25 protein-coding genes are annotated in these 26,116 nt (G+C 59.9%); 12 read left to right on the plus strand and 13 right to left on the minus strand.

All coding sequences use genetic code 11. The features are described 5' to 3' along the window. Positions 1-135 precede the first annotated feature (135 nt). The 3 genes from APH25_RS02885 to APH25_RS02895 are packed head-to-tail and all read right to left on the minus strand — an operon-like array spanning position 136 to position 4,201. Positions 136-2,028, minus strand: a complete 1,893-nt coding sequence (locus APH25_RS02885) for a 3-hydroxyacyl-CoA dehydrogenase NAD-binding domain-containing protein (protein ID WP_082428198.1) — start codon at positions 2,026-2,028, stop codon at positions 136-138. Positions 2,029-2,037: 9 nt separating this feature from the next. Then, the gene (locus APH25_RS02890; protein ID WP_060480998.1) at positions 2,038-3,012 is read right to left on the minus strand and encodes a nitronate monooxygenase family protein; all 975 of its coding nucleotides are present in this window, start codon (positions 3,010-3,012) and stop codon (positions 2,038-2,040) included. Positions 3,013-3,022: 10 nt separating this feature from the next. After that, positions 3,023-4,201 (minus strand): acetyl-CoA C-acetyltransferase, encoded by a 1,179-nt coding sequence (locus APH25_RS02895; RefSeq protein WP_060480999.1) that lies wholly within the window; start codon positions 4,199-4,201, stop codon positions 3,023-3,025. 287 nt (positions 4,202-4,488) lie between these two features. Here APH25_RS02895 and APH25_RS02900 point away from each other — a divergent pair, with 287 nt between their 5' ends. Beyond that, positions 4,489-5,163, plus strand: a complete 675-nt coding sequence (locus tag APH25_RS02900; protein WP_156333131.1) for an OmpW family protein — start codon at positions 4,489-4,491, stop codon at positions 5,161-5,163. 606 nt (positions 5,164-5,769) lie between these two features. Here APH25_RS02900 and APH25_RS02905 read toward each other — a convergent pair. From APH25_RS02905 to APH25_RS02915, 3 genes are all read right to left on the minus strand, one after another. Then, positions 5,770-6,342: a nucleotidyltransferase family protein gene (locus APH25_RS02905; protein WP_060481001.1), complete on the minus strand. Its 573-nt coding sequence runs from the start codon at positions 6,340-6,342 to the stop codon at positions 5,770-5,772. Positions 6,343-6,466: 124 nt separating this feature from the next. Beyond that, a complete protein-coding gene (locus APH25_RS02910; protein WP_060481002.1) occupies positions 6,467-7,894 on the minus strand; it encodes a coniferyl aldehyde dehydrogenase in 1,428 nt (475 codons plus the stop codon). A 167-nt stretch (positions 7,895-8,061) separates the two neighbouring features. Next, positions 8,062-8,847, minus strand: coding sequence for a helix-turn-helix transcriptional regulator (locus tag APH25_RS02915; protein ID WP_060481003.1), 786 nt, complete (start codon positions 8,845-8,847; stop codon positions 8,062-8,064). Positions 8,848-9,007: 160 nt separating this feature from the next. On the opposite strand from APH25_RS02915, the gene APH25_RS02920 reads away from it, so the two are divergent. Both APH25_RS02920 and APH25_RS02925 read left to right on the plus strand, forming a co-directional pair. Further along, positions 9,008-9,829: a carbon-nitrogen hydrolase family protein gene (locus APH25_RS02920; protein WP_028633973.1), complete on the plus strand. Its 822-nt coding sequence runs from the start codon at positions 9,008-9,010 to the stop codon at positions 9,827-9,829. A gap of 94 nt (positions 9,830-9,923) precedes the next feature. Then, entirely contained in the window at positions 9,924-11,246 is a 1,323-nt protein-coding gene (locus tag APH25_RS02925) for an APC family permease (protein ID WP_060481004.1), read from the plus strand. Positions 11,247-11,419: 173 nt separating this feature from the next. Here APH25_RS02925 and APH25_RS02930 read toward each other — a convergent pair whose 3' ends face one another. Then, on the minus strand, positions 11,420-11,863 hold the full coding sequence (locus APH25_RS02930; protein ID WP_082428199.1) for a helix-turn-helix domain-containing protein: 444 nt from the start codon (positions 11,861-11,863) through the stop codon (positions 11,420-11,422). A 47-nt stretch (positions 11,864-11,910) separates the two neighbouring features. Between APH25_RS02930 and APH25_RS02935 the strand changes: the two genes are divergently transcribed. Then, positions 11,911-12,858: an aromatic alcohol reductase gene (locus tag APH25_RS02935; RefSeq protein ID WP_156333132.1), complete on the plus strand. Its 948-nt coding sequence runs from the start codon at positions 11,911-11,913 to the stop codon at positions 12,856-12,858. Between the two features lie 74 nt (positions 12,859-12,932). On the opposite strand, the gene APH25_RS25425 is transcribed toward APH25_RS02935, so the two are convergent. Next, positions 12,933-13,211, minus strand: a complete 279-nt coding sequence (locus APH25_RS25425) for a hypothetical protein (protein ID WP_156333133.1) — start codon at positions 13,209-13,211, stop codon at positions 12,933-12,935. On the opposite strand from APH25_RS25425, the gene APH25_RS02940 reads away from it, so the two are divergent. Next, positions 13,189-13,956 (plus strand): SDR family oxidoreductase, encoded by a 768-nt coding sequence (locus tag APH25_RS02940; RefSeq protein ID WP_060481005.1) that lies wholly within the window; start codon positions 13,189-13,191, stop codon positions 13,954-13,956. The genes APH25_RS25425 and APH25_RS02940 overlap by 23 nt on opposite strands. Positions 13,957-14,069: 113 nt before the next feature. Here APH25_RS02940 and APH25_RS02945 read toward each other — a convergent pair whose 3' ends face one another. Next, on the minus strand, positions 14,070-14,993 hold the full coding sequence (locus APH25_RS02945; protein WP_060481006.1) for a carbon-nitrogen hydrolase family protein: 924 nt from the start codon (positions 14,991-14,993) through the stop codon (positions 14,070-14,072). An 87-nt stretch (positions 14,994-15,080) separates the two neighbouring features. On the opposite strand from APH25_RS02945, the gene APH25_RS02950 reads away from it, so the two are divergent. From APH25_RS02950 to APH25_RS02970, 5 genes are all read left to right on the plus strand, one after another. Beyond that, positions 15,081-16,022, plus strand: coding sequence for a LysR family transcriptional regulator (locus APH25_RS02950; RefSeq protein ID WP_060481007.1), 942 nt, complete (start codon positions 15,081-15,083; stop codon positions 16,020-16,022). 132 nt (positions 16,023-16,154) lie between these two features. Continuing rightward, entirely contained in the window at positions 16,155-17,465 is a 1,311-nt protein-coding gene (locus tag APH25_RS02955) for a DUF2254 domain-containing protein (RefSeq protein WP_060481008.1), read from the plus strand. A 256-nt stretch (positions 17,466-17,721) separates the two neighbouring features. Further along, complete coding sequence (locus APH25_RS02960) at positions 17,722-19,977, plus strand: TonB-dependent siderophore receptor (RefSeq protein WP_060481009.1); 2,256 nt, start codon at positions 17,722-17,724, stop codon at positions 19,975-19,977. A 147-nt stretch (positions 19,978-20,124) separates the two neighbouring features. Further along, complete coding sequence (locus APH25_RS02965; protein WP_156333134.1) at positions 20,125-21,060, plus strand: LysR family transcriptional regulator; 936 nt, start codon at positions 20,125-20,127, stop codon at positions 21,058-21,060. 71 nt (positions 21,061-21,131) lie between these two features. After that, entirely contained in the window at positions 21,132-21,386 is a 255-nt protein-coding gene (locus APH25_RS02970; protein ID WP_060481011.1) for a type B 50S ribosomal protein L31, read from the plus strand. A 43-nt stretch (positions 21,387-21,429) separates the two neighbouring features. Here the strand turns inward: APH25_RS02970 and dksA are convergent, their stop codons facing one another. From dksA to hisI, 3 genes are read right to left on the minus strand one after another with little or no spacing between them, the layout of a single operon-like run. Beyond that, on the minus strand, positions 21,430-21,834 hold the full coding sequence (gene dksA / locus APH25_RS02975; RefSeq protein ID WP_028633960.1) for an RNA polymerase-binding protein DksA: 405 nt from the start codon (positions 21,832-21,834) through the stop codon (positions 21,430-21,432). Positions 21,835-21,866: 32 nt separating this feature from the next. Then, positions 21,867-23,213, minus strand: a complete 1,347-nt coding sequence (locus APH25_RS02980) for a dihydroorotase (protein WP_060481012.1) — start codon at positions 23,211-23,213, stop codon at positions 21,867-21,869. Beyond that, positions 23,210-23,623, minus strand: a complete 414-nt coding sequence (hisI, locus tag APH25_RS02985) for a phosphoribosyl-AMP cyclohydrolase (RefSeq protein ID WP_060481013.1) — start codon at positions 23,621-23,623, stop codon at positions 23,210-23,212. Before hisI ends, APH25_RS02980 begins: the two co-directional genes overlap by 4 nt. Before the next feature lie 99 nt (positions 23,624-23,722). Here hisI and APH25_RS02990 point away from each other — a divergent pair, with 99 nt between their 5' ends. Both APH25_RS02990 and APH25_RS02995 read left to right on the plus strand, forming a co-directional pair. Next, positions 23,723-24,160, plus strand: coding sequence for a nuclear transport factor 2 family protein (locus APH25_RS02990; RefSeq protein WP_060481014.1), 438 nt, complete (start codon positions 23,723-23,725; stop codon positions 24,158-24,160). A gap of 165 nt (positions 24,161-24,325) precedes the next feature. After that, positions 24,326-25,333: a zinc-binding alcohol dehydrogenase family protein gene (locus APH25_RS02995; RefSeq protein WP_060481145.1), complete on the plus strand. Its 1,008-nt coding sequence runs from the start codon at positions 24,326-24,328 to the stop codon at positions 25,331-25,333. Positions 25,334-25,336: 3 nt separating this feature from the next. Here the strand turns inward: APH25_RS02995 and APH25_RS03000 are convergent, their stop codons facing one another. Further along, on the minus strand, positions 25,337-25,966 hold the full coding sequence (locus APH25_RS03000; protein WP_060481015.1) for a dTMP kinase: 630 nt from the start codon (positions 25,964-25,966) through the stop codon (positions 25,337-25,339). Positions 25,967-26,116: the final 150 nt, after the last annotated feature.

Genomic DNA, 26,116 nt, shown 5'->3' on the forward strand with positions numbered 1-26,116 from the left:
GGAGGGCCACTTTCCGAATGCCCTGAAATCAGCGATCACGCGGTGCCGCACTCACCACTTAGCCTTTTTTTAGATCAGGGGAAAAGCGCTGGGCTAAAGGCCTAAATCGGCGGCGAAATGCTCGTCGCGCCTCCATCATTGACGAGGGGATGGCGCAGGCGTTGAACGAGGTTGCACAGGCGCAACTTGGATACCGAGAGCCTCGCGCATATCGGTGACCGGGGTCTTGTCCAGGCGCCCGCTGGCATTACGGTGATAGTGGTAAAAGCCCGAGCCGCTTTTTTGTCCGAGGCGGCCGAGCCTGACGAGGGCATCCAGGTGGCTGCTCGCCGCCGCCGACATCCGCTGCGGATACGCCGAGCCGATGGTGCGGAAGACATGCGCCGCGGTATCGATACCCACGACATCGTTGAGGTAGGCCGGCCCCATAGGCCATCCGAAAGCCTCCATGACCTGATCGATGCGGACGAAATCGACGCCCTCACCCAGCAGTTCCAGAAACGCCAGGATGTACGGCGTCAGCACGCGATTGACGAGGAACCCTGGGCAGTCACTGACCACGATCGGCGTTTTGCCCAAGGCCAGTACGTACTGCACCGCGGTCGAAAGGCTGGCCTGGTCGGTCTTCTCGCCACGCACCACTTCCACCAGTGGCATCTGCGGTACGGGATTGAAAAAGTGCAGGCCGACCAGCCGCTGCGGACGCCGAAGAACATCGGCCATGTCATGCAGGCGCAACGACGAAGTATTGGTCGCGATAACCGTGTCTGCGCTGACGACCGTCTCCAGTGTCGCCAACACGGTCCGTTTCACACCCAGGTTCTCGGTGACCGCCTCGATGGCCAGATGCACGTCTTCGAACCCGTAATAGTCGAGCAGCGGTGTGATCCGGCCCATCACTGCGCTTGCCGCGACTTCGTCCATGCGGCCGGATGCAACACGCTTGTCGAGCAGGCGACGTACTTCCGCCATCCCCGCCTGAAGGGCCGGCAATAGCACATCCTTGATCTTCACATCGATGCTTTTGAGCGCATTGCTGTAGGCAATCCCACCGCCCATGATGCCCGCGCCCAATACAGCGCTGCGAGAGACAGGACGGGCCTCGGATCGATACTGCCGGAAGGACTTCTTCAACGCCTGATCATTCAGAAACGCCTGAATAAGGCTAGATGCCGCCTGAGTCAGAGCAATCCGCGCGAAGGTCCTGGATTCCAGCGCCAGCGCCTGTTGCCCATCAAGGTGCAGGGCCTCTTGCAGCAGATCTAGCGCCGTACGAGCGGCGGGCAGATGCTCGCCACCGGGGCGCTCAAGGCGCGCCCGTTCCTGCTGAAACAGCGCCGCAACCCGTGGGGGATAGATCGGCACCGGCTGCTGTTTACGCTGCCGCGCCGCTCTCCAATCCAAGTCGCCGCTGACGGCCCGTTGCAAAAGCTCCAGCGCCGCATTGCGCAGATGCGCTGGCTCGGCGGCAGCGTCAACCACTCCCGCCGCCATAGCATCATGCGCACGAACCGGGCGACCGCCAACGATCCAGCGCACCGCAGTATCGATACCACCGACCCGAGGTAAACGGACAGTGCCACCAAAGCCGGGAATCAGTCCCAGCTTGACCTCCGGCAAGCCGATTTCTGCCGTGCTCGACTGAACACGAAAGTCCGTGCTCAACGCCAGCTCCAGCCCGCCACCCAAGGCGTAACCGTTAATAACCGAAACCGTCGGCACAGGCAGATTTTCCAACGCCAGGAACGTCGTATTGGACTTCGTAACGTCAGCGCAAATGTCCTCGGCGCCAAGCGAAAACAAGTCGGCGAACTCGGTAATATCCGCACCTACGATGAACACATTCTTGGCACTACTGACCAGCAGTCCGCGCAACGCCGGGTCTTCGGCGATCGACTCAACGGCCTCGCGAAGCTCTCGGACCGTGGCCTTGTCTAGCTTGTTCACGGGCTCACCGCTGCGCTCGAAACACAGCTCAACCAGGCCATCACCCAACGACTGCAGGAAGAGGGTTTTACCTTGATACATAGGTCCTCCTCAGCTCGCGCAGTAACTGTTGGCCACACTAAGGCGCTGCCGGCATTCATCAACCATCCGCCGCAGTAACTGCTCGCAGGTCGGGATGTCGTGGATCAGGCCCACAACTTGACCGGCCCAGACCAGCCCGGCGTTCAAATCACCAGTCTCTAGCGCCAGGCGGCCTTTCTGCCCGGATACCAGGTGCTGGATATCCTGGAACTCACAGCCGCCTTCGCGCTGCTCGATCCCAACTACTTCGCTCGATACGGGCGTTTTCAGTACCCGCCCGGTGTTGTGCAAGGTCCGGAAAATCAGATTGGTTTCACGCTCGCTGGCGCCCACCAGGGCATCTTTGATCGCCGAGTGAATCGGCGCCTCGACCGTTGCGCAAAAACGGGTGCCCATGTTCACACCCTCCGCGCCCAGCGCCAGCGCTGCCGCCAGACCACGTCCGTCGGCAATACCACCGGAGGCGATGACCGGAATGCTCAAGGCCCGCGCCGCCAGGGGAATCAGCACCAGCCCGCCGACATCATCTTCACCGGGGTGGCCGGCGCACTCGAAACCATCGATGGATACCACATCAACACCGTTACGCTCGGCCGATAGGGCATGGCGCAAAGACGTGCATTTGTGCAGGATCTTTACTCCATGCTGCTTGAATCTGGCGATGAACTCCTTTGGACTGTTGCCTGCGGTCTCCACTACCTTCACCCCGCTGTCGATAATGGCTTCAACGTACTCGGCATAGGGCGGCGGGTTCACCGAAGGCAGGATGGTCAGGTTCACCCCGAACGGTTTCGAGGTCAGGCCCCGGGTCCGTTCGATTTCCGCACGCAAATCCGCAGGGGTCGGTTGTGTCAGGCCGGTGAGCATGCCCAGACCGCCGGCATTGGATACGGCCGCTGCCATTTCGGCACGCCCCACCCACTGCATTCCACCTTGGACGATCGGGAACTGGATCCCCAACAACTCAGTAATCCGGGTCTTCATGAAGGGCTCCTCACAGACGCTCGATGATAGTGACGTTGGCCATGCCGCCGCCCTCGCACATGGTCTGCAGTCCGTAGCGTTTGCCACGGACATGCAGAGCATTGATCAGGGTGGTCATCAGCTTGGTACCCGAGCCGCCCAGCGGGTGGCCGAGGGCGATGGCGCCGCCATGTACATTCAGGCGTGACGGGTCGGCGCCCAGCGCTTTCAGCCAGGCCAGCGGTACAGGTGCGAAGGCCTCGTTGACCTCGTAGAGGTCGATGTCGTCGATGCGCATGCCGGCTTTTTCCAGCGCCCGTTGCGTGGCGGGGATAGGTGCTTCGAGCATGATCACCGGGTCATGGCCGAGCACGGTCATGTGGTGGATCCGGGCCAGCGGCTCGACGCCCAGTGCCTTGAGGCCGCGCTCGTTGACCACCAATACCCCTGATGCGCCATCGCACACCTGACTCGCGTTGGCCGCAGAAATGACACCCCCTTCCTGCAGCAGCTTGACGCTGCCGATGCTTTCCAGCGTGGCATCGCTGCGAATGCCTTCATCTACCCGATGCAGCTCGTTTTGCGGGCCGGCCTCCGCGGTACGCACCTGAAGGTCGAGGATTTCACGCCGGAACACGCCGCTTTCAACCGCGCGGGCGGCCAGTTGGTGGCTGGTCAGGGCAAAACGATCGAGATCTTCACGGCTGAAGCCATACTTTTTCGCCAATTGCTCCGCGCCCGAGAACTGACTGAAGCGCACACCGGGGTAACGCGCCTGCATCGCCGGGCCGACATAGTGGCCATAGCCATGCTCATGGGGCAGCGTGCTGGGCAGAAACATCGGCACGCGGGTCATGCTCTCAACACCAGCGGCGATGACGATATCCTGAGTGCCGGACATCACTGCCTGAGCGGCAAAGTGCAAGGCCTGCTGGGACGATCCGCACTGACGATCCAAGCTGGTGCCGGGCACGCTCTCCGGCAATATCGAAGACATGATGGCGTTGCGAGCAATGTTGTTGGACTGCTCGCCGATCTGGCTGACGCAGCCCATGATCACGTCATCGATCCTGACCGGATCGACGTCCACGCGGGCGACCAGTTCATTGAGTACCTGGGCGGACAGATCTGCGGGGTGCCACCCCGACAGACGCCCATTGCGACGCCCCCCTGCGGTCCGAACTGCTGCGACGATATAGGCTTGGCTCATGTCTCGTTTCCTCATCCCGAACTGACGACCTGCTTCGCAGCAGGCGGTTTCAAGCGCATTAGCGCGATGGGACAAAGCCTATTCAGTCATGCCTGATGCCGCGCCGTTCGTTAGAACTAATCTGCGCCTGGCGCAGAGGGCAGCTTCACCGCCTCGCTGGACGCCTGGGCAAATTAGTTCGTTCGGACCCATTCATGGCGCAGTCATTTCCCTAGGATCCGCTCTACCACTCCTCGACCTTGCGCGTCGCAGGCGTGCAACAGAACAACAACAAGAGCGATCACATCATGAACATGACCCTCCGTTCCGTTCATCTGCCCGTGCTGGCAGCCTCCACGCTGCTGCTTGGCGCCTCCCCTCTTAAAGCTGACGAAGGGCACTGGTGGCTGCGCACAGGTCCGGCATTCGTGGACTTCAAGAATGACGTCACACTCAAGGCACCCCTGCTCGGCGGCGAGATACCCGGCGCCAGCGCCGACGTAAAAGACAACGTCACCGTTGCCGCCGAGATCGGCTACAGCTTCAACGAGAATTGGGCGCTGGGCCTGACCATCGGTTACCCACCGACCACCGAGTTGAAAGCCGGAGGATCGCTGAAGGGGCTCGGCAAACTGGGCAGCATCACCTATGGTCCGGCCGCGCTGACAGCCCAGTACCGCTTCACCAACTTTGGCAAACTTCAGCCCTATATAGGCGCGGGCTGGTCGTACATGCTGGTGCTGGATTCGAAGGACAAAGCGGTCAGCAACCTGAATGTCGATGACGTCAACGGCGCCGTATTCCAGGCGGGCTTCGAGTACCGAAACAGCGACAGCATGGGCGTGTTCCTCGACGTCAAACGCTTCTACCTGGAAGCCGAAGCAACCGGCAATGCGCCTGCCAGCTTGGGCGGCATTCCGGTGAAAGCCGACATCGTGCTAGACCCCACGGTGTATACCGCCGGCGTGGTTTTCTACTTCTGATGCGCCACAGGCACCGGCCGCCTGCCGGTGCCTGGCCATCCTTACGAACGCTACGGTAACCTGCTGCCCCATCATGTGACAGGTGGGCATGATGCATTCCTCTTGGCTGAAGGGTTTGATAAGCAGTGGCATCAGTTTGGGGTAACCGAACGGGTGATAATGCAAGATCCTATAAAGTCGGGGAACAGGCTTGCAGGGAGGTCTGGTTTAAGTACAACCACTGCATCTCTCAAAACGCTCGATGCGCCATTAAATAAACCAAGCAGCTCATAAGATACCTACTAAACAACCTTGTGATCAGACTCGCTTTGAAAACACAAAGAGTTGAAGCTGCAATGATTAGTTGGGCAATCCAACCAATCATCAACTCCACCCCATCGGGTCAGATCGCGTCGTTCTGAGCGTGGACGACACTCAGTTCACCCGAAACAGCTTGTCATCGTGGTGGCACCTCCCCTTCGGCACGGCATAACCTGCCTAATTTCGGCGGTTATTGAGACTCATTAAGTCGCTCAGTTTTGGGGTTGCGCTTGAGCACACCATTGCCTCAACAGCTCGGCGCCTTCTCGGTGAACGATATCTTCCAATCTTCGAAAAGCAGTCGGGTCACCCCAAGGCAGTAAGCATGGGCCAAACCTTCAACCAGTTTTTGGACGTGACACGATCTTGATAGATACCATTTTTATCTGTAGCGAACCTTCCTGCTGGCCGGATTACCATGTCGAAAAGATCATCCAATCCCAACGGGGCAGTGATTTCATATGTGCCGTCCCCCCGCATTCTAATCGCTACAGCTGTGGCAGTTTCTGGCCAGTAACGCATTGCATCGGTCGCCGACTGATACGGCTCATCGCCGTTCTTAACATGCATTCTCGCTTGGTTTTTCACAGACCACGGCACCTTCGGGTCTAAGTAGCTAAGAACGGCCTCCAAGGCTTCATCTTGCTCAGGCGTGCAACGCGTGGCATCAAACCAGATGACATCAACGTCTGTTGAGACCCTAGATGAACTGCGACCGTGCAGATGATCCCAAACCGCGTTCCGGACGAAACCTGCGCCTACCCAGCAGTCGGGCAAGTTCAAGGACCGCACTATTTCGAGCACCCTCCGCCGAATGGGGTCATCCGAAATAATTGCTTTGATTCTCGAGCGATTGTCCACTTGAGACGTCACGTGCATGTCACTGGATGTGGATGCTGGTTGATCATGGCTTCATTCGGTGGCGTTCCCTCAAGACCGATCGTGCCAGGGTACTGGCCCGAGGTGTGGCTTGGGACAGCGCCCTCCTCCATCAAAATCCTCATTAGCTTTTCATCCCGATCAACAGGTTAACCACTCGATCGGCCAATTTTCCATAGGGTGGCAACAACATGTTGATACCGCGTATCGGGCCTTGGTACAGCACCGGGCGCAGTTTGGAGAACGCCAGGAAGCCTTCGTAGCCGTGATAATGGCCCATTCCGCTGTTCCCAATACCACCGAACGGAAGGCTGTGCACACCCACATGCAGCAGGCTGTCGTTGATCGTTACGCCGCCGGACAAGGTGTTGTAGATGTACCAGTCGGCCAGATCGCGATCGCGGGTATAAGCGTAAAAGGCTAGCGGCCGTGGATGGCTATTAATGTAGGCCACCACTTCCTCGCGGGTTTTGTAGGTTTTGATCGGCAGTATCGGCCCGAAGATTTCGCGCTGCATCACGTCCATGGCTTCGCTCGGGTTGAGCACAATATGCGGCGCCATGATGCGCCGAGTGGCATCCGGCTTCTGGTTTTCCAACAAGGGCACGATGCGCGCGCCTTTGCTTTGGGCGTCGGCTAGCGAGGCCTGCAGGCGGTCGTAGGCGCGCTGATCGATGATCGCCGTGTAGTCCCCGCGGTTGATATCAGGGTAATGCCGGGCTACGTAAGCCTTGGCCGCGGTGATAAAGGCCTGAACTTGGCCCTCTGGAACGAATAGATAATCGACGCTGGTGCATACCTGCCCGGCGTTGAACATCTTGGCCCAGAGAATACGCTGTGCGGCGGTTTCAATGGCGAAGTCCGGGGCAACGACCGCCGGCGACTTGCCGCCCAGCTCTAGCGTTACCGGGGTCAGGTTGCGTGCAGCATTGGCCATGACGGCGCTGCCGGTGGCCGACGAACCCGTGAAGAAGATATGGTCGAACGGCAGCGCAGTGAAGGCGGGACCATGGCCACCGCCGTCCGCGAAAAACGCCAACTTGCCCTGTGGGAAATAGCGCGGGGTCAGCTGGCGCAGTAACTGGGCCAGGTGGTTTGAGTTTTCTGACATCTTGACCATGGCCGAATTACCGGCTGCGAAGATGCAGGTCAATGGGTGCATGGCCATGGCAATCGGGAAGTTCCACGGCACCACTACACCGACCACACCGATCGGTTGCGGAATGAGGCGTGCCTTGGCCAATGGCAACTGCAGCGGGTCGATGTGACGCTTTTGCGGCTTCATCCACTTATTCAGTTGTTTGATCGCCGATCGTAGGCCGTCAAGGGTCACGGCGATCTCGGCGAACAGCGTTTCAAAGCGCGACCGGCAGCCGTAGTCACGGTTGACTGCTTCGACCAGTTGCTCACGGTTATCCGCGACCATGCGCACCAGTGATTTGAGGTCAGCCACGCGCTGTGCGTGGTCGGGAAAGCGGTTGGCCTCGAAATGAGCGCGCTGGCCTTCCAGGCACTGGACGAACTCGGCGGGGATATTGATTTGAACGTTCATGAGGGATTCTTGTGATCGCATGCAGTGGTCAACAATTCCCGGACACAGAATTGAGTTTTTCTTCCGCAACCGCCGGCGGCACGAAACCGCTGTACAGCGAGCATTCTCGCCTAAAAAGGTATCCGGGGTTAGTAGATCACTGCCTTTATCACCGAGTGGCCCATCCCTCACATTTGCGCTTGCAGGAACAGCGAAAAGAGCTCTGATTGCGACTTTATACCGAGCTTGCTGTACATGTGCTTGCGATGAACCTTGACAGTTTCCACGGAGATCTCAAGCTTGCCGGCAATTTCCTTGCTGGAGTACCCACTGAGCACCAGCTGGCCAACCTCTAGCTCCCGCCCCGTCAGGGGCGTGTTGATCTGTCCTACGCGGGATTCTATCCTGCTCTGCCAATGCGGCGCGGGCTCCGTGGCGGCGTCAAGCAGCTCCCGTTCAAAAGTCATCCTCTGGCGCATCAGCGCAGCAACCCACGGTCGCAACAACTCGAGCAACGTCACCTGTTCAAGGGTGAATCGGCGCTTGCTCCCGAGGGAAAGGCAGAGCGTGCGCTGCGAATCCAACTGCACGTTGAACTGAAGCTCGTCGGCGACGACATTGAGTCTGAAATAGCGCTGGTAGTAGTCGGTCTGGTCAAAACATTCGGGGGCTACGTCAGATAGCCGGAACAATCCATTGACCGCTGATTCACGGCTGGCTACGTAGAATGGATCCAGCAAATACAGGCCATTCAGGTAGTCCTGAAACAGAGGATCCGGATTTCCATCCTCCGTAGGAGACTCAGCAAAAACCACCGGACGCCCAACCGTAAACACCAGCGCAACCCAGCTATCGCATGCGACGTACTCGCCAAGCAGTCTTGCAAGCGCCGCCCAGAAATTGTCCTTGTCCAGGGACTCGATCATTTGGCCCATAGATCGGTGCCAGGCAATTTCGTGCAGTGTTAAATTCATGCTCTACCCCTGTGGGGTTACCTCCCGGGCGTAATACCCGGCGTAGTGATGACCCCCCATAATCCGGGCTAGCTTACGCTGACAGACCCTGCACCGGGATCGTTTTTAATGCTTCATGCCGCCAGAGCATGGAAATTGAGGCTGCTAGTCGAGGATCAAAATGAAGGTCGAGCTTATCCAATTGGCGGGCAGTGATGGCGACACTGCGTACAACCTACAGCGCACAGTCGAGGCGATTAACAGCTGCGGAGCTGATACCGACCTTATCGTTTTCCCTGAAACCCAGCTAATGGGGTTTCCATCTGCTGAGAACATAACACGCATCGCTGAACCCTTAGATGGACCTAGCCTAGTCGCAGTTCAGCAAGCGGCTAAAGCAAGGAACGTGGGTGTCGTAGTAGGCACGGCGGAAGCGGGAGACGACGGTAAGTTCTACAACACCACTGTATTGATCACCCCAGAAGGCGTGGCGCTGAGCTACCGGAAGACTCACCTTTGGTCATCCGACTGCGGCGTATTCACCCCAGGCGATCGCTTTGCCACCGCCGTGTTCAAAGGCGTCCGAGTCGGTTTGCTGATTTGCTTTGACATCGAGTTCCCAGAAACAGCCCGAGCGCTGGGGCAATTGGGCGCAGAGCTGATCATCGTCACCAACGGCAATATGGATCCTTATGGGGCGACCCACAAAGCCGCGATCACTGCACGCGCTATGGAAAACCAGGCTTTCGCAGTTATGGTCAACCGAGTCGGAGAAGGCGACGGCGGCCTGCTATTCGCTGGCGGCAGTGCAGCAGTCGACCCCTACGGCCAACTGCTGTGCGAAGCGGGTCGCAGCGAATGCCGTATGACAGTCAACCTGGACTTGTCAGAATTGCAGTTGTCCCGCCGCCATTACACCTACGTCGCGCAACGTCGCATCCAGTTGCCCGGTAAGCACGTCGAGCACGACACCGGACTTCGCGAGCTGATCATCCCCGCCTGAGTGCTCCGCTATCCAAACCTTTGAAGAAGCATGGCTGCCACGGACGGCGCAACGTTCGACTCTGAATAACAATCACAAACTGGAGCAAGCAGTAATGGCCAAACTCAAGCGGACACTTTCGCTGGGCTCGGTGGTGCTATTCGGCATCGCCTACATGACCCCTATCATCGTCCTTGGCACTTTTGGGATTCTGGCTGATACGACCGACGGGATCGTCCCCGGGGCCTACCTTGCCGCTTCCATCGCCATGCTGTTCACCGCGTTCAGCTACGGCAACATGGCGCGTGCATTTCCCGTCGCTGGCTCGGCATACAGCTACGTGCGTAAATCTATAAGTCCACAGCTAGGCTTCATCACAGGTTGGGCAGTCTTGCTCGATTACCTCTTCCTTCCCATGGCGATATGGCTAATCGGTGCAGCCTACCTGCACTCTGCCTTTCCGAACGTCCCCCAGGCTCTCTGGGTATTAGCATTCATCGGCATCACCACAACGATCAATGTGATTGGCCTGCGTTTGGCGAAAACGGTCAATGGTTTGCTGATGCTAATTCAGCTACTGGTACTCGTGGCGTTCGTTGTCCTGGCCGTGCACTATGTATGGGGTGACCCGACCAGGCCTCTTTGGACACTTGAGCCCTTCTTCAAAGAAGGCGCTCAACTTCCACTCATCATGAGTGGTGCGGCGATCGCCTGCTACTCCTTCCTGGGCTTTGATGCCGTCAGCACACTGACCGAAGAAACGAAAGACCCACGCAAGAACATCCCCACAGCGATCATGTTGATCACGTTGATTGGCGGGGGCATCTTCATCGCTTGCAGCTACTTCGTTCAACTCGCTCACCCATCGGCCGACTTCGCCAACGCAGATGCGGCGGCTTACGAAATTGCCAAGAACATCGGAGGCGATGTCTTCGTTAGCATTTTCCTTCTAGGACTGATCGTAGGGCAGTTCACCTCCGGCCTTTCAGCTCAGGCCAGTGCATCCCGATTGCTGTACGCGATGGGCCGTGATGGCGTGCTTCCGCGCTCGTTTTTTGGCAGGCTCAGTGAACGTTTCAGCACACCTGTTCCCAGCATCATTTTGTGTGGCGTAGTCGCCCTGCTCGCTCTGCGCATGGACGTGACGACGTCTACCTCGTTCATCAACTTCGGCGCCTTCCTCGCCTTCAGTCTCGTAAACCTAGCCGTGATTTTCCATTACTGGCTCCCGATGAAAAAGCGCGGTGGCAGGGCGGCGCTGATGTACTTGGCGTTTCCAGTGGTAGGGCTCGCGTCTAACCTCTGGCTGATGGCGAGCCTGGATCATTTGGCAATCTACCTCGGCATAGGTTGGCTTTGTCTCGGCATGATCTATCTCACCGTGCTGACTCGCGGTTTCAAACACCTCCCTCCAGAGATGAGTTTCGAGGAAGCCTAGGTCTGATCGGACGCCCTGCCTTTGCCAGGAAACGGCAGGGCGTGTTCCGGCGCATCTGCCATCATTTCCTCATTGCAGTCACTGATCGCTGAGTAAAAACCTACCACCTCGTGGACTAGCCCCCCCTGCAGATGACATCGCCCATAAGTTGAATGAGAGCGTCTGAGAGGGCGCTAGCACTGGTCATAACGTCTTCGCGCATCGGTGAACCTTTCTGACTGCCCTATCACCCATGTCCACAGAGGAATCATCTGGACCAACAATCCCATCCCAAGGTCGGTCAACGCATATTCAACACGCAACGGCTTCTCCCCGAAGTCATGGCGGGATATCAGCCCATCGCGCTCCAGCTGGCGCAGGGTATGTGTGAGCATGCGTTGAGTCACGCCGTTCAACTGACGGCGTAACTCTGCATGGCGCAGGGGGCTTTTTACACCCAGCGCGTGCACCACGCCCAGTGACCACCGATTACCGGCATGACCGAGAATATCTCGCTTGAGGCCATCTTCATCGTCCCTAAGTGCGCGGCAGGCCTGTTGCGAAAGCCGGACGATTTCCTGAGCATCCAGACCGCTCGGTATCACCGGTGTACCTACTTTCTGCTCATCGATACCCATGACAAGATCCCTGACTTCGGATGGAGTACGTCAAAAAGAGGTTAACCATGATGACTACTATTTCAAACGTCAAACAAGGCATTCTGGTATTAGGTGCCGGCGAGCTGGGGCTTGCCGTCCTACGAGGGTTGGCAGCGAGATTGACCGAGTCGTCAGGCATTACCGTGCTGCTGCGCCAGGCCACCGAGGAGTGTTCGTCAGCTGATAAACATCACGATATCCAAACCATCAGGGGGCTGGGGATTGCCGTCGAGACACTGGACATCGCCACTGCTACCGTCGAGGAGATTGCTGGCGTGCTGGGACGTTTTGACACAGTCATCAGCTGCGTGGGGTTTGCCGCAGGCCGTGGCACGCAACTGAAGCTCACTGAAGCCGCGCTTTCATCTGGGGTGAAGCGCTATATTCCATGGCAATTTGGCGTTGATTACGATTTGATTGGGCGTGGCAGCCCTCAAGATCTGTTCGACGAGCAACTGGATGTTCGCGACTTGTTACGTGCCCAGGCCCGAACGGAATGGGTCATCATTTCTACAGGTATGTTCACCAGCTTTCTGTTCGACCCTGCTTTCGGGGTGGTTGACCTGACCGCAGGACAGGTGAATGCACTAGGCAGCTTCGACACACAAGTCACGGTCACAACCCCTGAAGACATAGGTACGCTCACCGCAGCCATTGTTCTGCATACACCACGGCTTGTTAACCAGATTGTATATACCGCTGGTGACACCCTCACCTATGGTGCTCTGGCAGACTTGGTGGAGCGCGTCCTCGAACGGAAAATACAACGCAGAGAGCTTGGTATTCCTCAGGTGTTGGCGGAACTTGAGCAACGACCAGACGACCGTTTACGAAAATACCGGGCAGTTTTCGCACTCGGCCAAGGTGTGGCGTGGGACGTGGCAGCAACCTTTAACGCAGTCCATGGAATACCCATGACCAGCGCTGAACAATGGGCTCGAGCCAATCTTCGCAGTCGCGAGGGGATGTTGTAGAGGTGCAGCGCACTCGTCCATCAAAACTTGGTCAGCTTTACACCCTGATCAATAGCGCGGCACTGGGCCGGGGTTCATCGCCAGATTATTCGAACTGCCGCTTGCCAATGGCTGAATACCGCTTGCGGCTCAGCCATAAAAAACAACGTCGCTATCAGCGACAGCAGTAAAGCGATGATCACCAGCGGCACCCGCACCAGCCCCGCCAGCCAGCGAGGCACTCCCCATCGACTCGATGCAGTCAGGCCGCCCAGCAGCAGTGATATGACCGACAACAGCAGTGGAATGATAAAAGGGGCATTAACGTCCGAATTCCCAAGGAGACCTGCAATGCAAACCACAGGCAATACCATCCTGATCACCGGTGGCGGCAGCGGTATCGGCCGTGCGCTCGCTGAAGCCTTTCTGGCGCTGGGCAATGAAATCATCATCGCCGGGCGCCGCGAGGCCGTTCTCAAGCAAGTGGCCGAGGCTAACCCCGGCCTGCACTACGTGGTACTGGACACCAGCGACCCAGAATCTACACAAAAAGTTGCCAGGCAATTGATCATCGATTACCCGCAACTCAATGCAGTGATCCATTGTGCCGGCATCATGCGTGGCGAATCCCTACGCGACGGCGCTACAGAACTGGAGGCTACGGTCGCCACCAACCTGGTGGGCCCGATCCGCCTCGATGGCTTGCTGTTGCCGCACTTTTTGACCCGACCCCACGCCGCCATCGTAACGGTTTCCTCAGGTCTTGCCTTCGTGCCACTGGCACTCACGCCCAGCTACTGCGCGACAAAGGCAGCAGTGCATTCCTACAGCCAATCGCTGCGCTATCAGCTCAAGGACACGGCGGTGAAAGTTCACGAGTTGGTGCCGCCCTACGTGCAGACCGAGCTGATGGGCGAACGCCAGGCCAATGACCCCCATGCCATGCCGCTGAAGGAGTTCGTCGACGAGGTCATGGGCATTTTCCGGAACTCGCCTGATGCCGAGGAAATCCTGGTCGAGCGCGTGAAACCGCTACGGTGTGCGGAGGCGAATGGCGGATATGCCGAGTTCTTCAAGCAGTTCAACGACCAGATGGTCGCTGCGCGGGTCGGCGAGTAGTTGAGCGCAACATGGGCACAGCGGCGACTGGAGTCTTGTTAACTCAAGTCGCCACTGGTTTTACTGAATCGTGACGGTGCCAAACAATCCGGAACACCAGTGCTGAAATACAGTTACCGGCTAAACACCACGGTACTTTTCACGCGTTCATCGACCGAAAGCGAGAACACATCTGGCCGTGCATAGTGCCCAACCACATCGAAGTCATACCGAGCCCGGGTCAATTCCTCGATCTCAATCTGCGCTGTCAACAACCCCTCCTCCCCGCGCAACGGCCCGGCAAGTACGTCGCCCAGTGGCCCCACAATCACACTGTTGCCTTGGATCAGTGGCCTCTCCTCGTCCCAATGCGGCACCTTCACACCCAGCTGCTTCGGCGAAGGCTGCACCTGGCAGGCGCTGACCACGAACATCCGGCCCTCGTGAGCAATGTGGCGCATCGACGCCTGCCATACATCCCGCTCGTCCACCGTAGGGGCGCACCAGACCTGCACGCCCTTGGCGTACATTGCGGTGCGCAGCAGCGGCATGTGGTTCTCCCAACAGATCGCCGCGCCCACCTTGCCGAATGGCGCCTCAAGCACAGGCAGGGTCGAGCCATCCCCCTGGCCCCAGATCAGGCGCTCGGTTCCAGTCGGCATCAGTTTGCGGTGCTTGGCGACCAGCCCGTGCTCCGGTGAGAAAAACAACGCCGTGCAGTACAGGGTATTACCGCCCCGCTCGATCACACCCACAACCAAATGAGCACCGGTGCGTTCGGCAAGCCCGGCCAGCTCGTCAGTTTCCACGCCCGGCACATCGATGGCGTTCTCGTAATAACGCTGGAAGCTTTCCCGCCCCTCTGGCAGCCGATAGCCCAGGTAGGTGCCAAAGGTTTCACCTTTCGGGTAACCGCCAAGTACGGCCTCTGGCATGACCACCAGATTGGCGCCCGCCCCTTTGATCTGTGGCTCGTAGGCCAGGATGGCCTCGAGTGTGCTGGTTTTGCCCTCAGGCCGGGAGCCAATTTGCAGTGCAGCAACGGTAGTGGTGGCCATGGTCGTCATCTCGGGTGTTAGGGCTGGAATATGGGTATAGTCCGCCCAGGCCACCTATCAATCAATCCGCAGGGCTGACTAACTGATATGAGCAGTATTGATATCTTGGGCATGGATCTCAACTTGCTGAAAGTGTTCGAGGCCCTGTACGAAGAAGGCGGTGCAAGCCGCGCCGCGATCCGCCTGGGTATCACGCAACCCGCCGTCAGTGCTGCGTTGACGCGCTTGCGTGTGGTGTACGCAGACCACCTGTTCGAGCGGACCGGCCGGGGCCTGCGCCCCACGGCCAAGAGCGAAGAACTGCGGCCGGTGATCGCCAGCGCCCTGGAAAAGTGCCGTCAGAGCCTGTTGCTCGCCAGCCCCGATGGCGACGGGTTCACGGGGCGCACCCTGACGCTCGGGCTCTCCGATGACCACGAACTGGCCATCGGCAGGCAACTGGTCGACCTGGCCAAGCGCAGCGCGCCGGGGCTCAGGATCATCTTCAAGCAGACCCACAGCATGGTGGCAGGCGATGCCTTGATGGGCAGGCATATCGACCTGGCCTTGACCGCAGGTACCCTCGGTTCGCGGGCGCTGGGCCGCAAGGTGCTGGGCACCGGCGGTTACGCTTGCCTGATCGCCCGGCAAGCCGATCAGCAACCGGTTGAGCTGACACTGGACGGGTTTCTCGAGCGCAACCACCTGCTGGTGTCGTCGGGTGGGTACGTAGGCGTGGTCGATGAAGCCCTGGCAGCGCTGGGCAGGTCACGCACGATCGAGGCCTCCACCACCCACTTCGCCGCACTGCCCAGCCTGCTGGCAGGTACCAATTGCGTGGCCACGCTCCCAAGCCATGCAGCCCATGCCTTGGCGAAGAGCAGTGCGGTGGTCTGCTGCCCCTGCCCCGTCGACTTGCCCAGGTACTCGGTCGAATTGGCTTGGCGGGTGGACAGCGCGCGGGATCCGGTGGTGCAAAAGGTCAGCGGTTTGATCAGCGAGGCTCTGCAGGCAATCAAGTTGCACGACGTGCTGCTCGGTCATCACTGAGCGCGGAGTCATGCTGGAAGCGTTTCTCGAACCACGGTGATGAAACTATTGCGCCTTGATCCCACTCAATCGGCCAATACGGCGGCAGTTCCGTCGTCTCTCGATCGTTGATCACGAAACAAGGGCTCCCGCATGATCGCTCGCTGGCGTTGGGCACTGGCACAAACCACAAAACGGCTATGGTTTCGCGCCACCCTGTTCTCATTCATCGGTGTGCTCACCGCCTTGCTGGCGATCGCCTTCCGCGACTTCGTGCCGCCCTCGCTGCCGGCCAAGGTCGGTGCGGATTCGGTCGACAAGATCCTCGGCATCATCGCCTCCAGCATGCTGGCCGTGACTACGTTCTCCCTCAGCACCATGGTGTCGGCCTATGGCGCCGCCAGCAGCGGCGTGACCCCGCGGGCCACCAGCCTGGTGATGGAAGACTCCACCACCCAGAATGCGTTGGCCACGTTCATCGGCTCGTTCCTGTTCAGCCTAGTGGGCATCATTGCCTTGAGCACCGGTGCCTATGGCGCGCAGGGCCGGGTGGTGCTGTTTGCGGTCACCATCGTGATGGTCATTCTGATCGTGTACACGCTGCTGCGCTGGATCGATCACCTGTCCAAGCTCGGCCGGGTCGGTGAGACCATCGACCGTGTGGAGGTCGCCACTATCACGGCGCTGGAAAACCGGGCGCGCTGGCCGTTTCTGGGCGGCGAAGCCTACCCCCGCGATTTTGCCCTGCCCGCCCATGCCAGCACCCTCGTGAGTGCTGGCACCGGCTATGTCCAGCATGTGGATGTGAATGCCCTGGCGCTTGCGGCCAAGCAGCATGGTGTGGCCATTTACCTGGAAGTGCTGCCCGGCAGTTTCCTGCACCTGGGTGCAGTGGTTGCGCACATCGTGGGCAAAGGCAGCCAGCAGGTCAGCGCTGAGTTACAAACTGCGGTACTGGCCGCGCTAACCATCGGCTTGCGCCGCACTTATGAGCAAGACCCGCGCTTCGGGCTGTCGGTGCTGGCAGAGATCGCATCGCGCGCGTTGTCGCCCGCCACCAACGACTCAGGCACCGTGATAGACGTGATAGGCCGGGGGGTGCGCTGTTTCACCCAGTGGGCTCAACAGGCGCCTGAGCAGGAAGCCGAACACCACTGCAGGGATGTATACGTGCGTGCGCTGGTTGTTGATGACATGTTCGATGACTTTTTCACGTTGATCGCACGCGACGGTGCGGGCCTGCTTGAGATTGATATCCGCTTTATCAAGGCACTCGCCAGCTTGGCGGCTATTGACGCAGACAAGTTTGGGCAGGCCTGCGCCATGCATGCCGCCCTGCTGGTCAAGCGCGCTGAACGGGCGCTGCCGCTGGAGGAAGACAAAGCGCGGTTGCAGGCGCTGGTCTTATCGTTACAGCTGTCGCATACAGCAAATAAACAAACCGTGGACGTTCATTTCACTTAATTTTCACCCCCTCTGCGCGATCCTGAAGCTATCCCTACGTGTGATAGACCTTGCCCGCCTAGCAGCGGGCTTTCTTTTGCCCGCGATTTGACCTGCCTGCCCTTCCCGATCCCTTCTGATGACATGCCCGCGCTTGCAAACGGCCGTTCGCGTCGTTACATAAAATCTAAGCGGTAATGATTCGCAATCGCTATCATGCAGTTCTCCGCCGCCAGGCTGGATCCCGTCATCCCCTTTTCCTCAAGCAGGTCGACTCATGTACGTCCCAAACTTCCCGCGCAAATGCGCGTTGCGCGCTGTCTGGCTGCCCCTTGGGCTTGTTGCGAGCGTTGCATCCCCCATGGCCTTGGCACAGCAGAGCCTGGAGATCCCCGTCCCCACTACGCAACCGGCCAGCGCCAAGGGGGCACAGGGAGCGCTGGAGCTGGAAGAGACAGCGGTATCGGCCAGTGCAGACGCATCCAGGGACGGCCTTGTGCCTGAGTACGAGGGTGGCCAGGTGGCCCGCGGTGGGCGGGTGGGTATCCTGGGCAACAAGGACTACATGGAGACGCCGTTCACCTCCACCTCCTACACCAACCAGCTGATCCAGGACCAGCAGGCCCACAGCGTCGCGGATATCCTGCAAAACGACCCTTCGGTGCGCATCGCCAGGGGGTTCGGCAACTTCCAGGAGCTGTACATGATGCGCGGCTTCCCGCTGTACTCCGATGACATCGCCTACAACGGGCTGTACGGGCTGCTACCTCGGCAATACGTGGCCTCGGAATTCATCGAGCGGGTTGAAGTGTTCCGGGGTGCCAGTGCGTTCCTCAACGGCGCAGCGCCCGGCGGCACGGGCATTGGCGGGGCTATCAATATTCTGCCCAAACGCGCACCGAATACCCCGCTCACCCGGCTGACCGTAGGCGCGGAAAACCGCGGGTTCGGCACGGTGGCCGCCGACGTGGCCCGACGCTTCGGTGAAGAGGACCGCTTTGGCGTACGCGTGAACGTGGCCAAACGCGGCGGTGAAACGGCGGTGCAGGACCAGGACCGCTCGCTGGACATGTTCGCCCTGGGCCTGGATTACCAGGGTGAGCGCCTGCGCCTGTCGGCGGACCTTGGCAACCAGTACCACTTCATCGACAACCCGCAGCCCAGCGTCACCCCCACCGGCCGGGTGCCCAGCCCACCGGATGCCGACAAGAACTACGGGCAACCCTGGACCTATTCCAAAGAAAAACAGACGTTCGGGACCTTCCGCGCCGAGTACGACCTGTCTGACGCACTCACCACCTGGGCGGCGGTGGGCATGCGCAAGGGCGAAGAAAAAAACGTGCTGGCCAACCCGTCTTCCGATGCAAATGGCGTGACACGCTCCACGCGCTTTGACAATTACCGGGAAGAAACCGTGACCACCGGTGAGGTGGGCATGCGTTACAGCCTGCAGACCGGCCCCGTGTCGCATCAATGGGTGGTATCCGGCGCGATGTACGACACCAAGGACCGCAATGCCTGGGCTGGCAACTTTACCGGGTTTGCCAATGACCTGTACGACCCCTTCACCGTGGCCAAGCCAGGCAACACCAGTTTCAGCGGCTCCATGTCCGACCCACACATCACCTCGCGTACCCACACCCAGAGCCTTGCCATCGCCGACACACTCGGCTTTTTCGATGACCAGTTACTCGTTACCCTCGGCGCACGCCGCCAGGGCCTGGACGTGACCGGTTACGACTACAACTCCGGTGACAAAACGTCCCAGTACAACCGCTACGAGACCACCCCTGTAGCCGGTGTGGTGTATCAGCTCAATGAGCAGTTCTCCGTGTACGCCAACTACATCGAAGGCCTGACCAAGGGCGACACGGCGGGTGCCACCACTACCCTGCCCGACGGCTCGAAGGCGCCCGTCCTCAATGCTGGCGCCTCCCTGGCACCTTATGTGGCCAAACAGACCGAGCTTGGCGTGAAATACGACGGCGGCGGTTTGGGCGGTAGCCTGGCCGTGTTCGAGACCCGCAAGCCGGTGGGTATTGTCGAGAACCAGATATTCAAGGACGGTGGCGAACAGCGCAACCGCGGTATCGAACTTTCGCTGTTCGGCGAGCCAACCCCTGGGGTGCGGCTGCTGGGTGGGGTGACGCTGCTGGACGCTGAACTGACCAAGACCCAGAACGGCCAGAATGATGGCAACGAACCCATTGGCGTGCCCAGAACCCAGGCTAACGTCGGTGGCGAATGGGACGTACCCGGCGTGAATGGGCTGACTTTGACCAGCCGGGTGGTTTATACCAGCCGCCAGTACGTGAACAACGCCAACAGCCTGGAAATCCCGTCCTGGACCCGCCTGGACCTGGGTGCGCGTTACGGTTTCAAGGTGGACGACAAGGACGTGACCCTGCGTGCACGCCTGGATAACGTTGCCGGGCGTGACTATTGGGCGTCTGCGGGTGGCTACCCGGGTTCCAACTACCTGGTACTGGGAGCGCCACGCACCTTGTCCCTGAGCGCGTCAGTCGACTTTTGAGCAAAAACCATCAGGTGGCAGGAAGTAAAAATAGGCGCATAAGAATATGAATATTGATTCTATTTAGGAATAAATAATTTCCTTATTCTGGTCGTCCCAAGCGCCGGCGTGTTTAGTGCCGGCGCCCTCCTTACCGTCGACCGCGCCATGAACTTCAAACAGCTCAGCCACTTTGTCGCCCTCATCGAACACCGCAGTTTCGTGCGGGCGTCCGAAGCCTGCAACATCACCCAGCCAGCTTTCAGCCGTAGTATTCGAGGTCTTGAAGAGGCGCTGGGCTGCCAATTGGTCGATCGTCACTCGGGCCGCAACTTTCAGCCTACGGTACAGGGCGAGCGGGTGCTGCAGCATGCCCGCAGCGTGCTGGAGGGCATGTCGCGCCTCACCCGCGAACTGCACACCGGGGCCGGGCTTGAGGCCGCCGAAATACGTGTGGGCTGCGCACCGTTTGCCGGCGAACGGCTTGTGCCACCCGCTATTGCGCGTTTCTTGGGCCACTACCCGCGCATGCAGGTACGCCTGGAGGTGGCGCACTGGCAGGGATTGGTGCGAGGGCTGAAGCGTGACACGCTGGATTTTCTCATCACGGCCTCGGAACCCTTCACGCTGGATGAGCAGTACGAGGTAACCCCATTGCATCCCCAACGCATGGCACTGGTTTGCAGGGCGGGCCACCCATTGTTGCAACAGCCTGGCCGACTCACAGCCGGACGGTTGTTCAGCTTCCCGGTCGCGCTGCCAGCCGGTGCACGCCCGGTGCTCGGCCGCATGGCCCGGGTACTGGGGGTTCAGCCCCCAGCGGTAGCCTTGGAAAGCGATACTGCCATCGGGCTGCTGCGGGTGGTGGCAAGCAGCGATCTGATCGGGCTCATGCACGTGGCCGGCTTTGAAGCGGAAATGGCCGCGCTCGGCGTTCAACCCCTGGATCAACTGGAAGAGGGGTTGCGCCCGTTTGCCCGCTATGCAGTCATCCAGCGGCGCGAGCAGCGGCTGAGCCCGGCTTGCGAACGGCTGCTGGAGTACATCAAAGAGGCTGACGCCAGGCCTGCTGCATTCGGCCCTGCGTTGAAACTGGCGAACTGAGAGTGCCGACCTTGGAATGAGAGTAAATATCATTTATATTGTTACTTTATATCATTTCAAGGACCTTACTCATGAAGCCTGGCATCCACCCCAACTACCGCCCTGTCCTGTTCCATGACGTTTCTGCGAATGCGTTCTGGCTGGTCGGTTCCACCATCGATACCGACAAGACGCATACCCACAGCGACGGCGTCACCTACCCGTACGTCACACTCGACATATCCAGTGCCTCCCACCCCGTCTATACCGGTCAGGAACGCAAGGCCAAGACCGAAGGCCGCGTTGCTGGCTTCAACAAGCGCTTCGCGGCATTCACCGGTAACTAACCGCCCCTGCCCTGGCCATTGCCCTCAGGCACGCCAGGGCCGTTCAATCGTCACGCAGGTGGCGCTCCTTTCTTTCCTGCCGTTCCTTGGCTTCGATGCTGAGTGTGGCCGTTGGCCGCAACAGCATGCGGCGCAGCCCGATAGGCTCGCCGGTGTCCTTGCACCAGCCATATTCCCCGCGTGCGATGCGCTCAAGCGATTCGTCGATCTTGTCCAGCAGCTTTTTCTCCCGCTCCAGCAGGCGCAGCTGCCACTGCCGTTGCTCCTCCACAGTGCCCAGGTCGGAAGGGTCGCTGCTGGGCTCGTAGTCACGCATCTGTTCGAACTCGTGGTCGATGCGCTGTTGCAAATCGGTACGCTGGGCGAGCAGCAGGTCGCGGAAAAACGCCAGTTGGGCGGCGTCCATGTAGGCCTCGGCAGGCATGCCCAGCAGTTCTTGTTCCGTCATGGTGTTATCTCTTGGTTCTGGGTGTGGTGAGGTCAGCGACGCGAGGCAGCGAAGGCCAATGGCAGGCCCTGGCAGCTGTCGTGCAGGCGCTGCTCATGCCAGGCAAGCTGGCCGGACACCAGGGTGGTGGTAACCCGGTGGCGCAGGCTGTGGTGTTCGAACGGCGTCCATCGGCAGTGGGCAAGGACAGGGTCGAGGCGAACTGGCCGCGGCACGGCCAGCCGTTCGACCAGTGCAAGGTCCGCCCAGTAGCCTTCGCGCAGGTAGCCGCGGTGCTGGATGCCGAACAGATCGGCCACCGCGTGGCTGGTCTTGCGCACCAACTGTGTGAGGGGTAACAGGCCTTCCTCCACCAGCTCGAACAGGGCCGGCAAGGCGTGCTGCACCAGGGGCAACCCGGAGGGTGCCGACGCATAGGGGCGTTGCTTCTCAGCCCAGGCGTGCGGTGCGTGGTCGGTACCTATCACATCGATGCGGTCGTCGAGCAATGCCCGGCGCAAGGCATCCCTGTCTTCGCGGGCCTTGATGGCCGGGTTGCACTTGATCAGGTGGCCCAGGGCGGCGTAGTCGCTGTCATCGAACAGCAGGTGGTGCGCACAGACCTCGGCGGTGATCAGCTTGTTCAGCACCGGGCCAGGCTCGAACAGCGCCAGCTCCCGTGCGGTGGTCAGGTGCAGCACATGCAGCCGTGTGCCGTGGGTGTTGGCAAGCTCCACAGCCAGGCTGGACGAGCGCCAGCACGCCTGGGCGTCACGGATCAGCGGATGCATCTCGGGTGGCACATGGTCGCCGAAGCGCTCCCGGTAGCGTGCTTCATTCGCCAGAATCGAGGGCGTGTGCTCGCAATGCGCCAGTAGAAGGGTCGGCACCTGCGCGAACAGCCGCTCAAGCACCTTGGGGTCATCCACCAGCATGTTGCCCGTGGATGCCCCCATGAATACCTTCACCCCTGCTACGTGGCGTGGGTCCAGCGCAGCCACGGTGTCGAGGTTGTCGTTGCTCACGCCAAAGTGGAAGCCGTAGTTGGCCATCGATGAGGCGGCCGCCCGGCGCTTCTTGTCCTCCAATGCGGTGAGGGTGAGCGTGGCCGGGTTGGTGTTGGGCATGTCCATGAAGCTGGTGATACCACCGGCCACGGCGGCGCGGGATTCGCTGGCGATGGTCGCCTTGTGGCTGGCACCCGGCTCACGAAAGTGTACTTGGTCATCGATCATACCGGGGATGAGCCAGCGCCCTTCGGCGTCGATTTCCACCTCGGCCGAACCGTTGCAGATGCTGGAGGCAATCTTTTCAATTCGGCCATGGGCCACCAAGACATCAGCGTCGAACACAGCCCCTTCGTTGACCGCCCTGGCGTTACGGATAAGGACGCTGCTCATGGCACCGACCCCGCCGGGTTGCCCTGCACCACCACCTCATCACCGTCGATGACGTTATAGAAACAGCTGCGTCGACCGGTATGGCAAGCCCCCGCAACCTGGTCGACCAGCAGCAGCAAGGCGTCCCCGTCGCAATCCAGGCGCACCTCTTTCACGTGCTGGACGCTGCCAGAGGTCAGGCCTTTGCGCCAAAGGCCCTGACGCGAACGGGACCAGTAGCAGGTACGGCGGGTGTGCAAGGTCTCATCCAGGGCGGCGCGGTTCATCCAGGCCAGCATCAGTACCTCGCCGGTGTCGTGTTGCACGGCGACGGCAGGCACCAGCCCCTGGTCGTTCCAGGGGATATGGCCGATGACATCGTGCAGGGGAAAGCGGGCGCCCGCTCGTGCGTGCTCGAGGGTAGTGAACATAGGCTGGGACCTGAGTAAAATGCATGTGTTATAACATAACATATGTTGTTATCTTTTCAGCCCCCTCCCCTTGCGTTAGTCATAAAAAGGTAAGCCTTCATGAGCCAGACCCCCCCATCACCTGCCACCCAGGCACCCTACGCCGACACAGAGATGGCCTGCCTGGCAGGCGCCAAGGCAGCCCTGTACAGGTGGGCCGAAACCGTAGCCACGCGTGATGTGGACAAGGTGCTGGCGCTGTATGCTGCCGACGCGATCCTGGTCCCTACCCTGTCCAACCTGGTACGCGACTGCGACGACAGCCGCCGTAATTACTTTGAGAACTTCCTGGCCAACGATGGCCTGGTGTGCGACATCCAGGTGTTCAAAAAACGTGTCAGCCGCAAGTTGGGCACCGTGGTGGTGGGTGGGCTTTACACGTTCGTCTACCGGGACGGTGGCGAGCACTGCACCGTACCGGCGCGGTTTCTGTTCACCTTCGAGCGCATCGATGAAAGGTGGCTTATCACTGGGCATCATTCGTCGATCGAAGCGTGAGTTGCCGCCTTGAACAGCCTTTACTTCCGTAGACGATCTTCCTCCTCTGCTGGCCCGTAACTGGCTTTCACTGCCTGAGACAAAGTCTTAATGCTTCAAGGCTATTTTTCTCTTTCAGCGACAGGAATACCCTGACTCTCTTTCCTATTGCTCAAGGCCAGCCTCATGAAATCTGTCGTTTATTCGCAACCCGGTCTACCGATCGAGCACGCACAATCGCTGTATGACGCAGACCTGCCCACCCCAACGCCAGGCGCCCGTGACCTGCTGGTGGAAGTGAAAGCGATTGCGGTGAACCCGGTCGACACCAAGATCAGGGCCAGCCGTGGTGGCGACACGCCGCAGGTGCTGGGCTGGGACGCCGTTGGCGTGGTGCGCGAGGTGGGCGCTGACGTTTCGTTGTTCAAGCCGGGCGATGAAGTGTTCTACGCCGGTGCCATTGATCGCGCGGGCTGCTACAGCGAGTTTCACCTGGTCGACGAGCGCATCGTTGGCGCCAAGCCGCACAGCCTGAATGTTGCGGAGGCCGCCGCCCTGCCCTTGACCGCCATCACGGCCTGGGAACTGCTGTTCGACCGCCTGCGCGTCGAAGAGCAAGGCGGCCAGGGCCAGCGCCTGCTGGTCATTGGCGCCGGCGGTGGCGTAGGTTCGATACTGGTGCAACTGGCCAGGCGCCTGACCCAACTTACCGTAATCGGCACGGCCTCACGCCCGCAAACCCGACAATGGGTGAAGGACCTTGGCGCACACCATGTGATCGACCACAGCGCGCCGCTGGCGCCGCAGTTGCGCGAATTGGGGCTGGAGGCCATCGACCACGTGATCAGCCTGACCCACACCGACACCTATCTGGAGCAGTTGGTGGAGGTGTTGCGCCCTCAGGGTCAACTGGCCCTGATCGATGACCCGGCACAGCTGGATGTGATGCCGCTCAAGCGCAAATCGTTGTCGCTGCACTGGGAACTGATGTTCACCCGTTCGCTGTACCAGACCGACGACATGATCAAGCAGCACCAATTGCTGTGCCGTGTCGCGCAACTGGTCGATGACGGGGTGCTGAAGACCACCTTGGGCGAGCATTTTGGCAAGATCGATGCGGCCAACTTGAAACGCGCTCACGCAGTGATCGAAAGCGGCAAGGCGAAGGGCAAGATCGTGCTTGAGGGGTTCTAACCCTTATTCGATGCAATAGCGCTCGCTATGTACGCGCTCGACTGCAGCCACGATTTGCGCCACAGCCACATCGATGGGCCCGTCGTTGTGGCACAGCAGCCAGCCGTGCTCTTGAGCGGCGAGTGTGAACGCGGCCGTGCACGCGGCCTGCTCCTCCAAGGTATGGATCACGGTGCTGCCCAGCCCACGGGTGCGTGAGGCAGCCCTGGCCCAGGAAACCTGCGGGGCCGTGACCACGGCGATGTGCAGGTCGGGTACCTGTACACCGTATTGCCGGTTCAGTTGCAGAATCTGGCTGAACGGCAGGGTTCGGCGAAACGCTGCATCAGACGGGTACCAGCGGTCAATCAGGATGATGCTGTCCTGGGGTTGCCGGGGCAGGACGTGCCGCGTGATCCAGGCCCGGCTGTGCGCCAGGCGCTCGCACACGCGTAGCTCCAGCTCGGCGCCGGGGTGCCGGGCAAGCTGATTGACCAAGGCCATGGTGTCGCCCCGTGCCGGGTCGCACTTGCGCTCACAGAGCCTGATCACCTTTCTGCCGCCTGCCCTCAGCGCTTGGGTCACGGCCTCCAGCAATGTGGTCTTGCCGGTGCCTTTGGGCCCGTCCATGGCAATGAAAAGCGGTCGGTTCATCAAGGTTACCCGTTGAGCAGTGGGCGGCATGAGACCACCGAACCCCGTGTTCAGACAAGCCAACCGTCCATTCAAACAGCTGACCGTCAAAAAAACCGCTAGCCCTGCAACCGCCAGCTATGCCCGGGCCAGCCGGCCTGCTAGGCTGAC

It is taken from the genome of Pseudomonas sp. NBRC 111119 (assembly GCF_001320125.1).
Lineage (GTDB): Bacteria > Pseudomonadota > Gammaproteobacteria > Pseudomonadales > Pseudomonadaceae > Aquipseudomonas > Aquipseudomonas parafulva.

Coding starts and splice junctions, on each gene's coding strand:
- APH25_RS02885 (WP_082428198.1), bottom strand. CDS start 2,028: ATGTATCAAGGTAAAACCCTCTTCCTGCAGTCGTTGGGTGATGGCCTG.
- APH25_RS02890 (WP_060480998.1), bottom strand. CDS start 3,012: ATGAAGACCCGGATTACTGAGTTGTTGGGGATCCAGTTCCCGATCGTC.
- APH25_RS02895 (WP_060480999.1), bottom strand. CDS start 4,201: ATGAGCCAAGCCTATATCGTCGCAGCAGTTCGGACCGCAGGGGGGCGT.
- APH25_RS02900 (WP_156333131.1), top strand. CDS start 4,489: ATGAACATGACCCTCCGTTCCGTTCATCTGCCCGTGCTGGCAGCCTCC.
- APH25_RS02905 (WP_060481001.1), bottom strand. CDS start 6,342: ATGCACGTGACGTCTCAAGTGGACAATCGCTCGAGAATCAAAGCAATT.
- APH25_RS02910 (WP_060481002.1), bottom strand. CDS start 7,894: ATGAACGTTCAAATCAATATCCCCGCCGAGTTCGTCCAGTGCCTGGAA.
- APH25_RS02915 (WP_060481003.1), bottom strand. CDS start 8,847: ATGAATTTAACACTGCACGAAATTGCCTGGCACCGATCTATGGGCCAA.
- APH25_RS02920 (WP_028633973.1), top strand. CDS start 9,008: ATGAAGGTCGAGCTTATCCAATTGGCGGGCAGTGATGGCGACACTGCG.
- APH25_RS02925 (WP_060481004.1), top strand. CDS start 9,924: ATGGCCAAACTCAAGCGGACACTTTCGCTGGGCTCGGTGGTGCTATTC.
- APH25_RS02930 (WP_082428199.1), bottom strand. CDS start 11,863: ATGGGTATCGATGAGCAGAAAGTAGGTACACCGGTGATACCGAGCGGT.
- APH25_RS02935 (WP_156333132.1), top strand. CDS start 11,911: ATGATGACTACTATTTCAAACGTCAAACAAGGCATTCTGGTATTAGGT.
- APH25_RS02940 (WP_060481005.1), top strand. CDS start 13,189: ATGCAAACCACAGGCAATACCATCCTGATCACCGGTGGCGGCAGCGGT.
- APH25_RS25425 (WP_156333133.1), bottom strand. CDS start 13,211: ATGGTATTGCCTGTGGTTTGCATTGCAGGTCTCCTTGGGAATTCGGAC.
- APH25_RS02945 (WP_060481006.1), bottom strand. CDS start 14,993: ATGGCCACCACTACCGTTGCTGCACTGCAAATTGGCTCCCGGCCTGAG.
- APH25_RS02950 (WP_060481007.1), top strand. CDS start 15,081: ATGAGCAGTATTGATATCTTGGGCATGGATCTCAACTTGCTGAAAGTG.
- APH25_RS02955 (WP_060481008.1), top strand. CDS start 16,155: ATGATCGCTCGCTGGCGTTGGGCACTGGCACAAACCACAAAACGGCTA.
- APH25_RS02960 (WP_060481009.1), top strand. CDS start 17,722: ATGTACGTCCCAAACTTCCCGCGCAAATGCGCGTTGCGCGCTGTCTGG.
- APH25_RS02965 (WP_156333134.1), top strand. CDS start 20,125: ATGAACTTCAAACAGCTCAGCCACTTTGTCGCCCTCATCGAACACCGC.
- APH25_RS02970 (WP_060481011.1), top strand. CDS start 21,132: ATGAAGCCTGGCATCCACCCCAACTACCGCCCTGTCCTGTTCCATGAC.
- dksA (WP_028633960.1), bottom strand. CDS start 21,834: ATGACGGAACAAGAACTGCTGGGCATGCCTGCCGAGGCCTACATGGAC.
- APH25_RS02980 (WP_060481012.1), bottom strand. CDS start 23,213: ATGAGCAGCGTCCTTATCCGTAACGCCAGGGCGGTCAACGAAGGGGCT.
- hisI (WP_060481013.1), bottom strand. CDS start 23,623: ATGTTCACTACCCTCGAGCACGCACGAGCGGGCGCCCGCTTTCCCCTG.
- APH25_RS02990 (WP_060481014.1), top strand. CDS start 23,723: ATGAGCCAGACCCCCCCATCACCTGCCACCCAGGCACCCTACGCCGAC.
- APH25_RS02995 (WP_060481145.1), top strand. CDS start 24,326: ATGAAATCTGTCGTTTATTCGCAACCCGGTCTACCGATCGAGCACGCA.
- APH25_RS03000 (WP_060481015.1), bottom strand. CDS start 25,966: ATGAACCGACCGCTTTTCATTGCCATGGACGGGCCCAAAGGCACCGGC.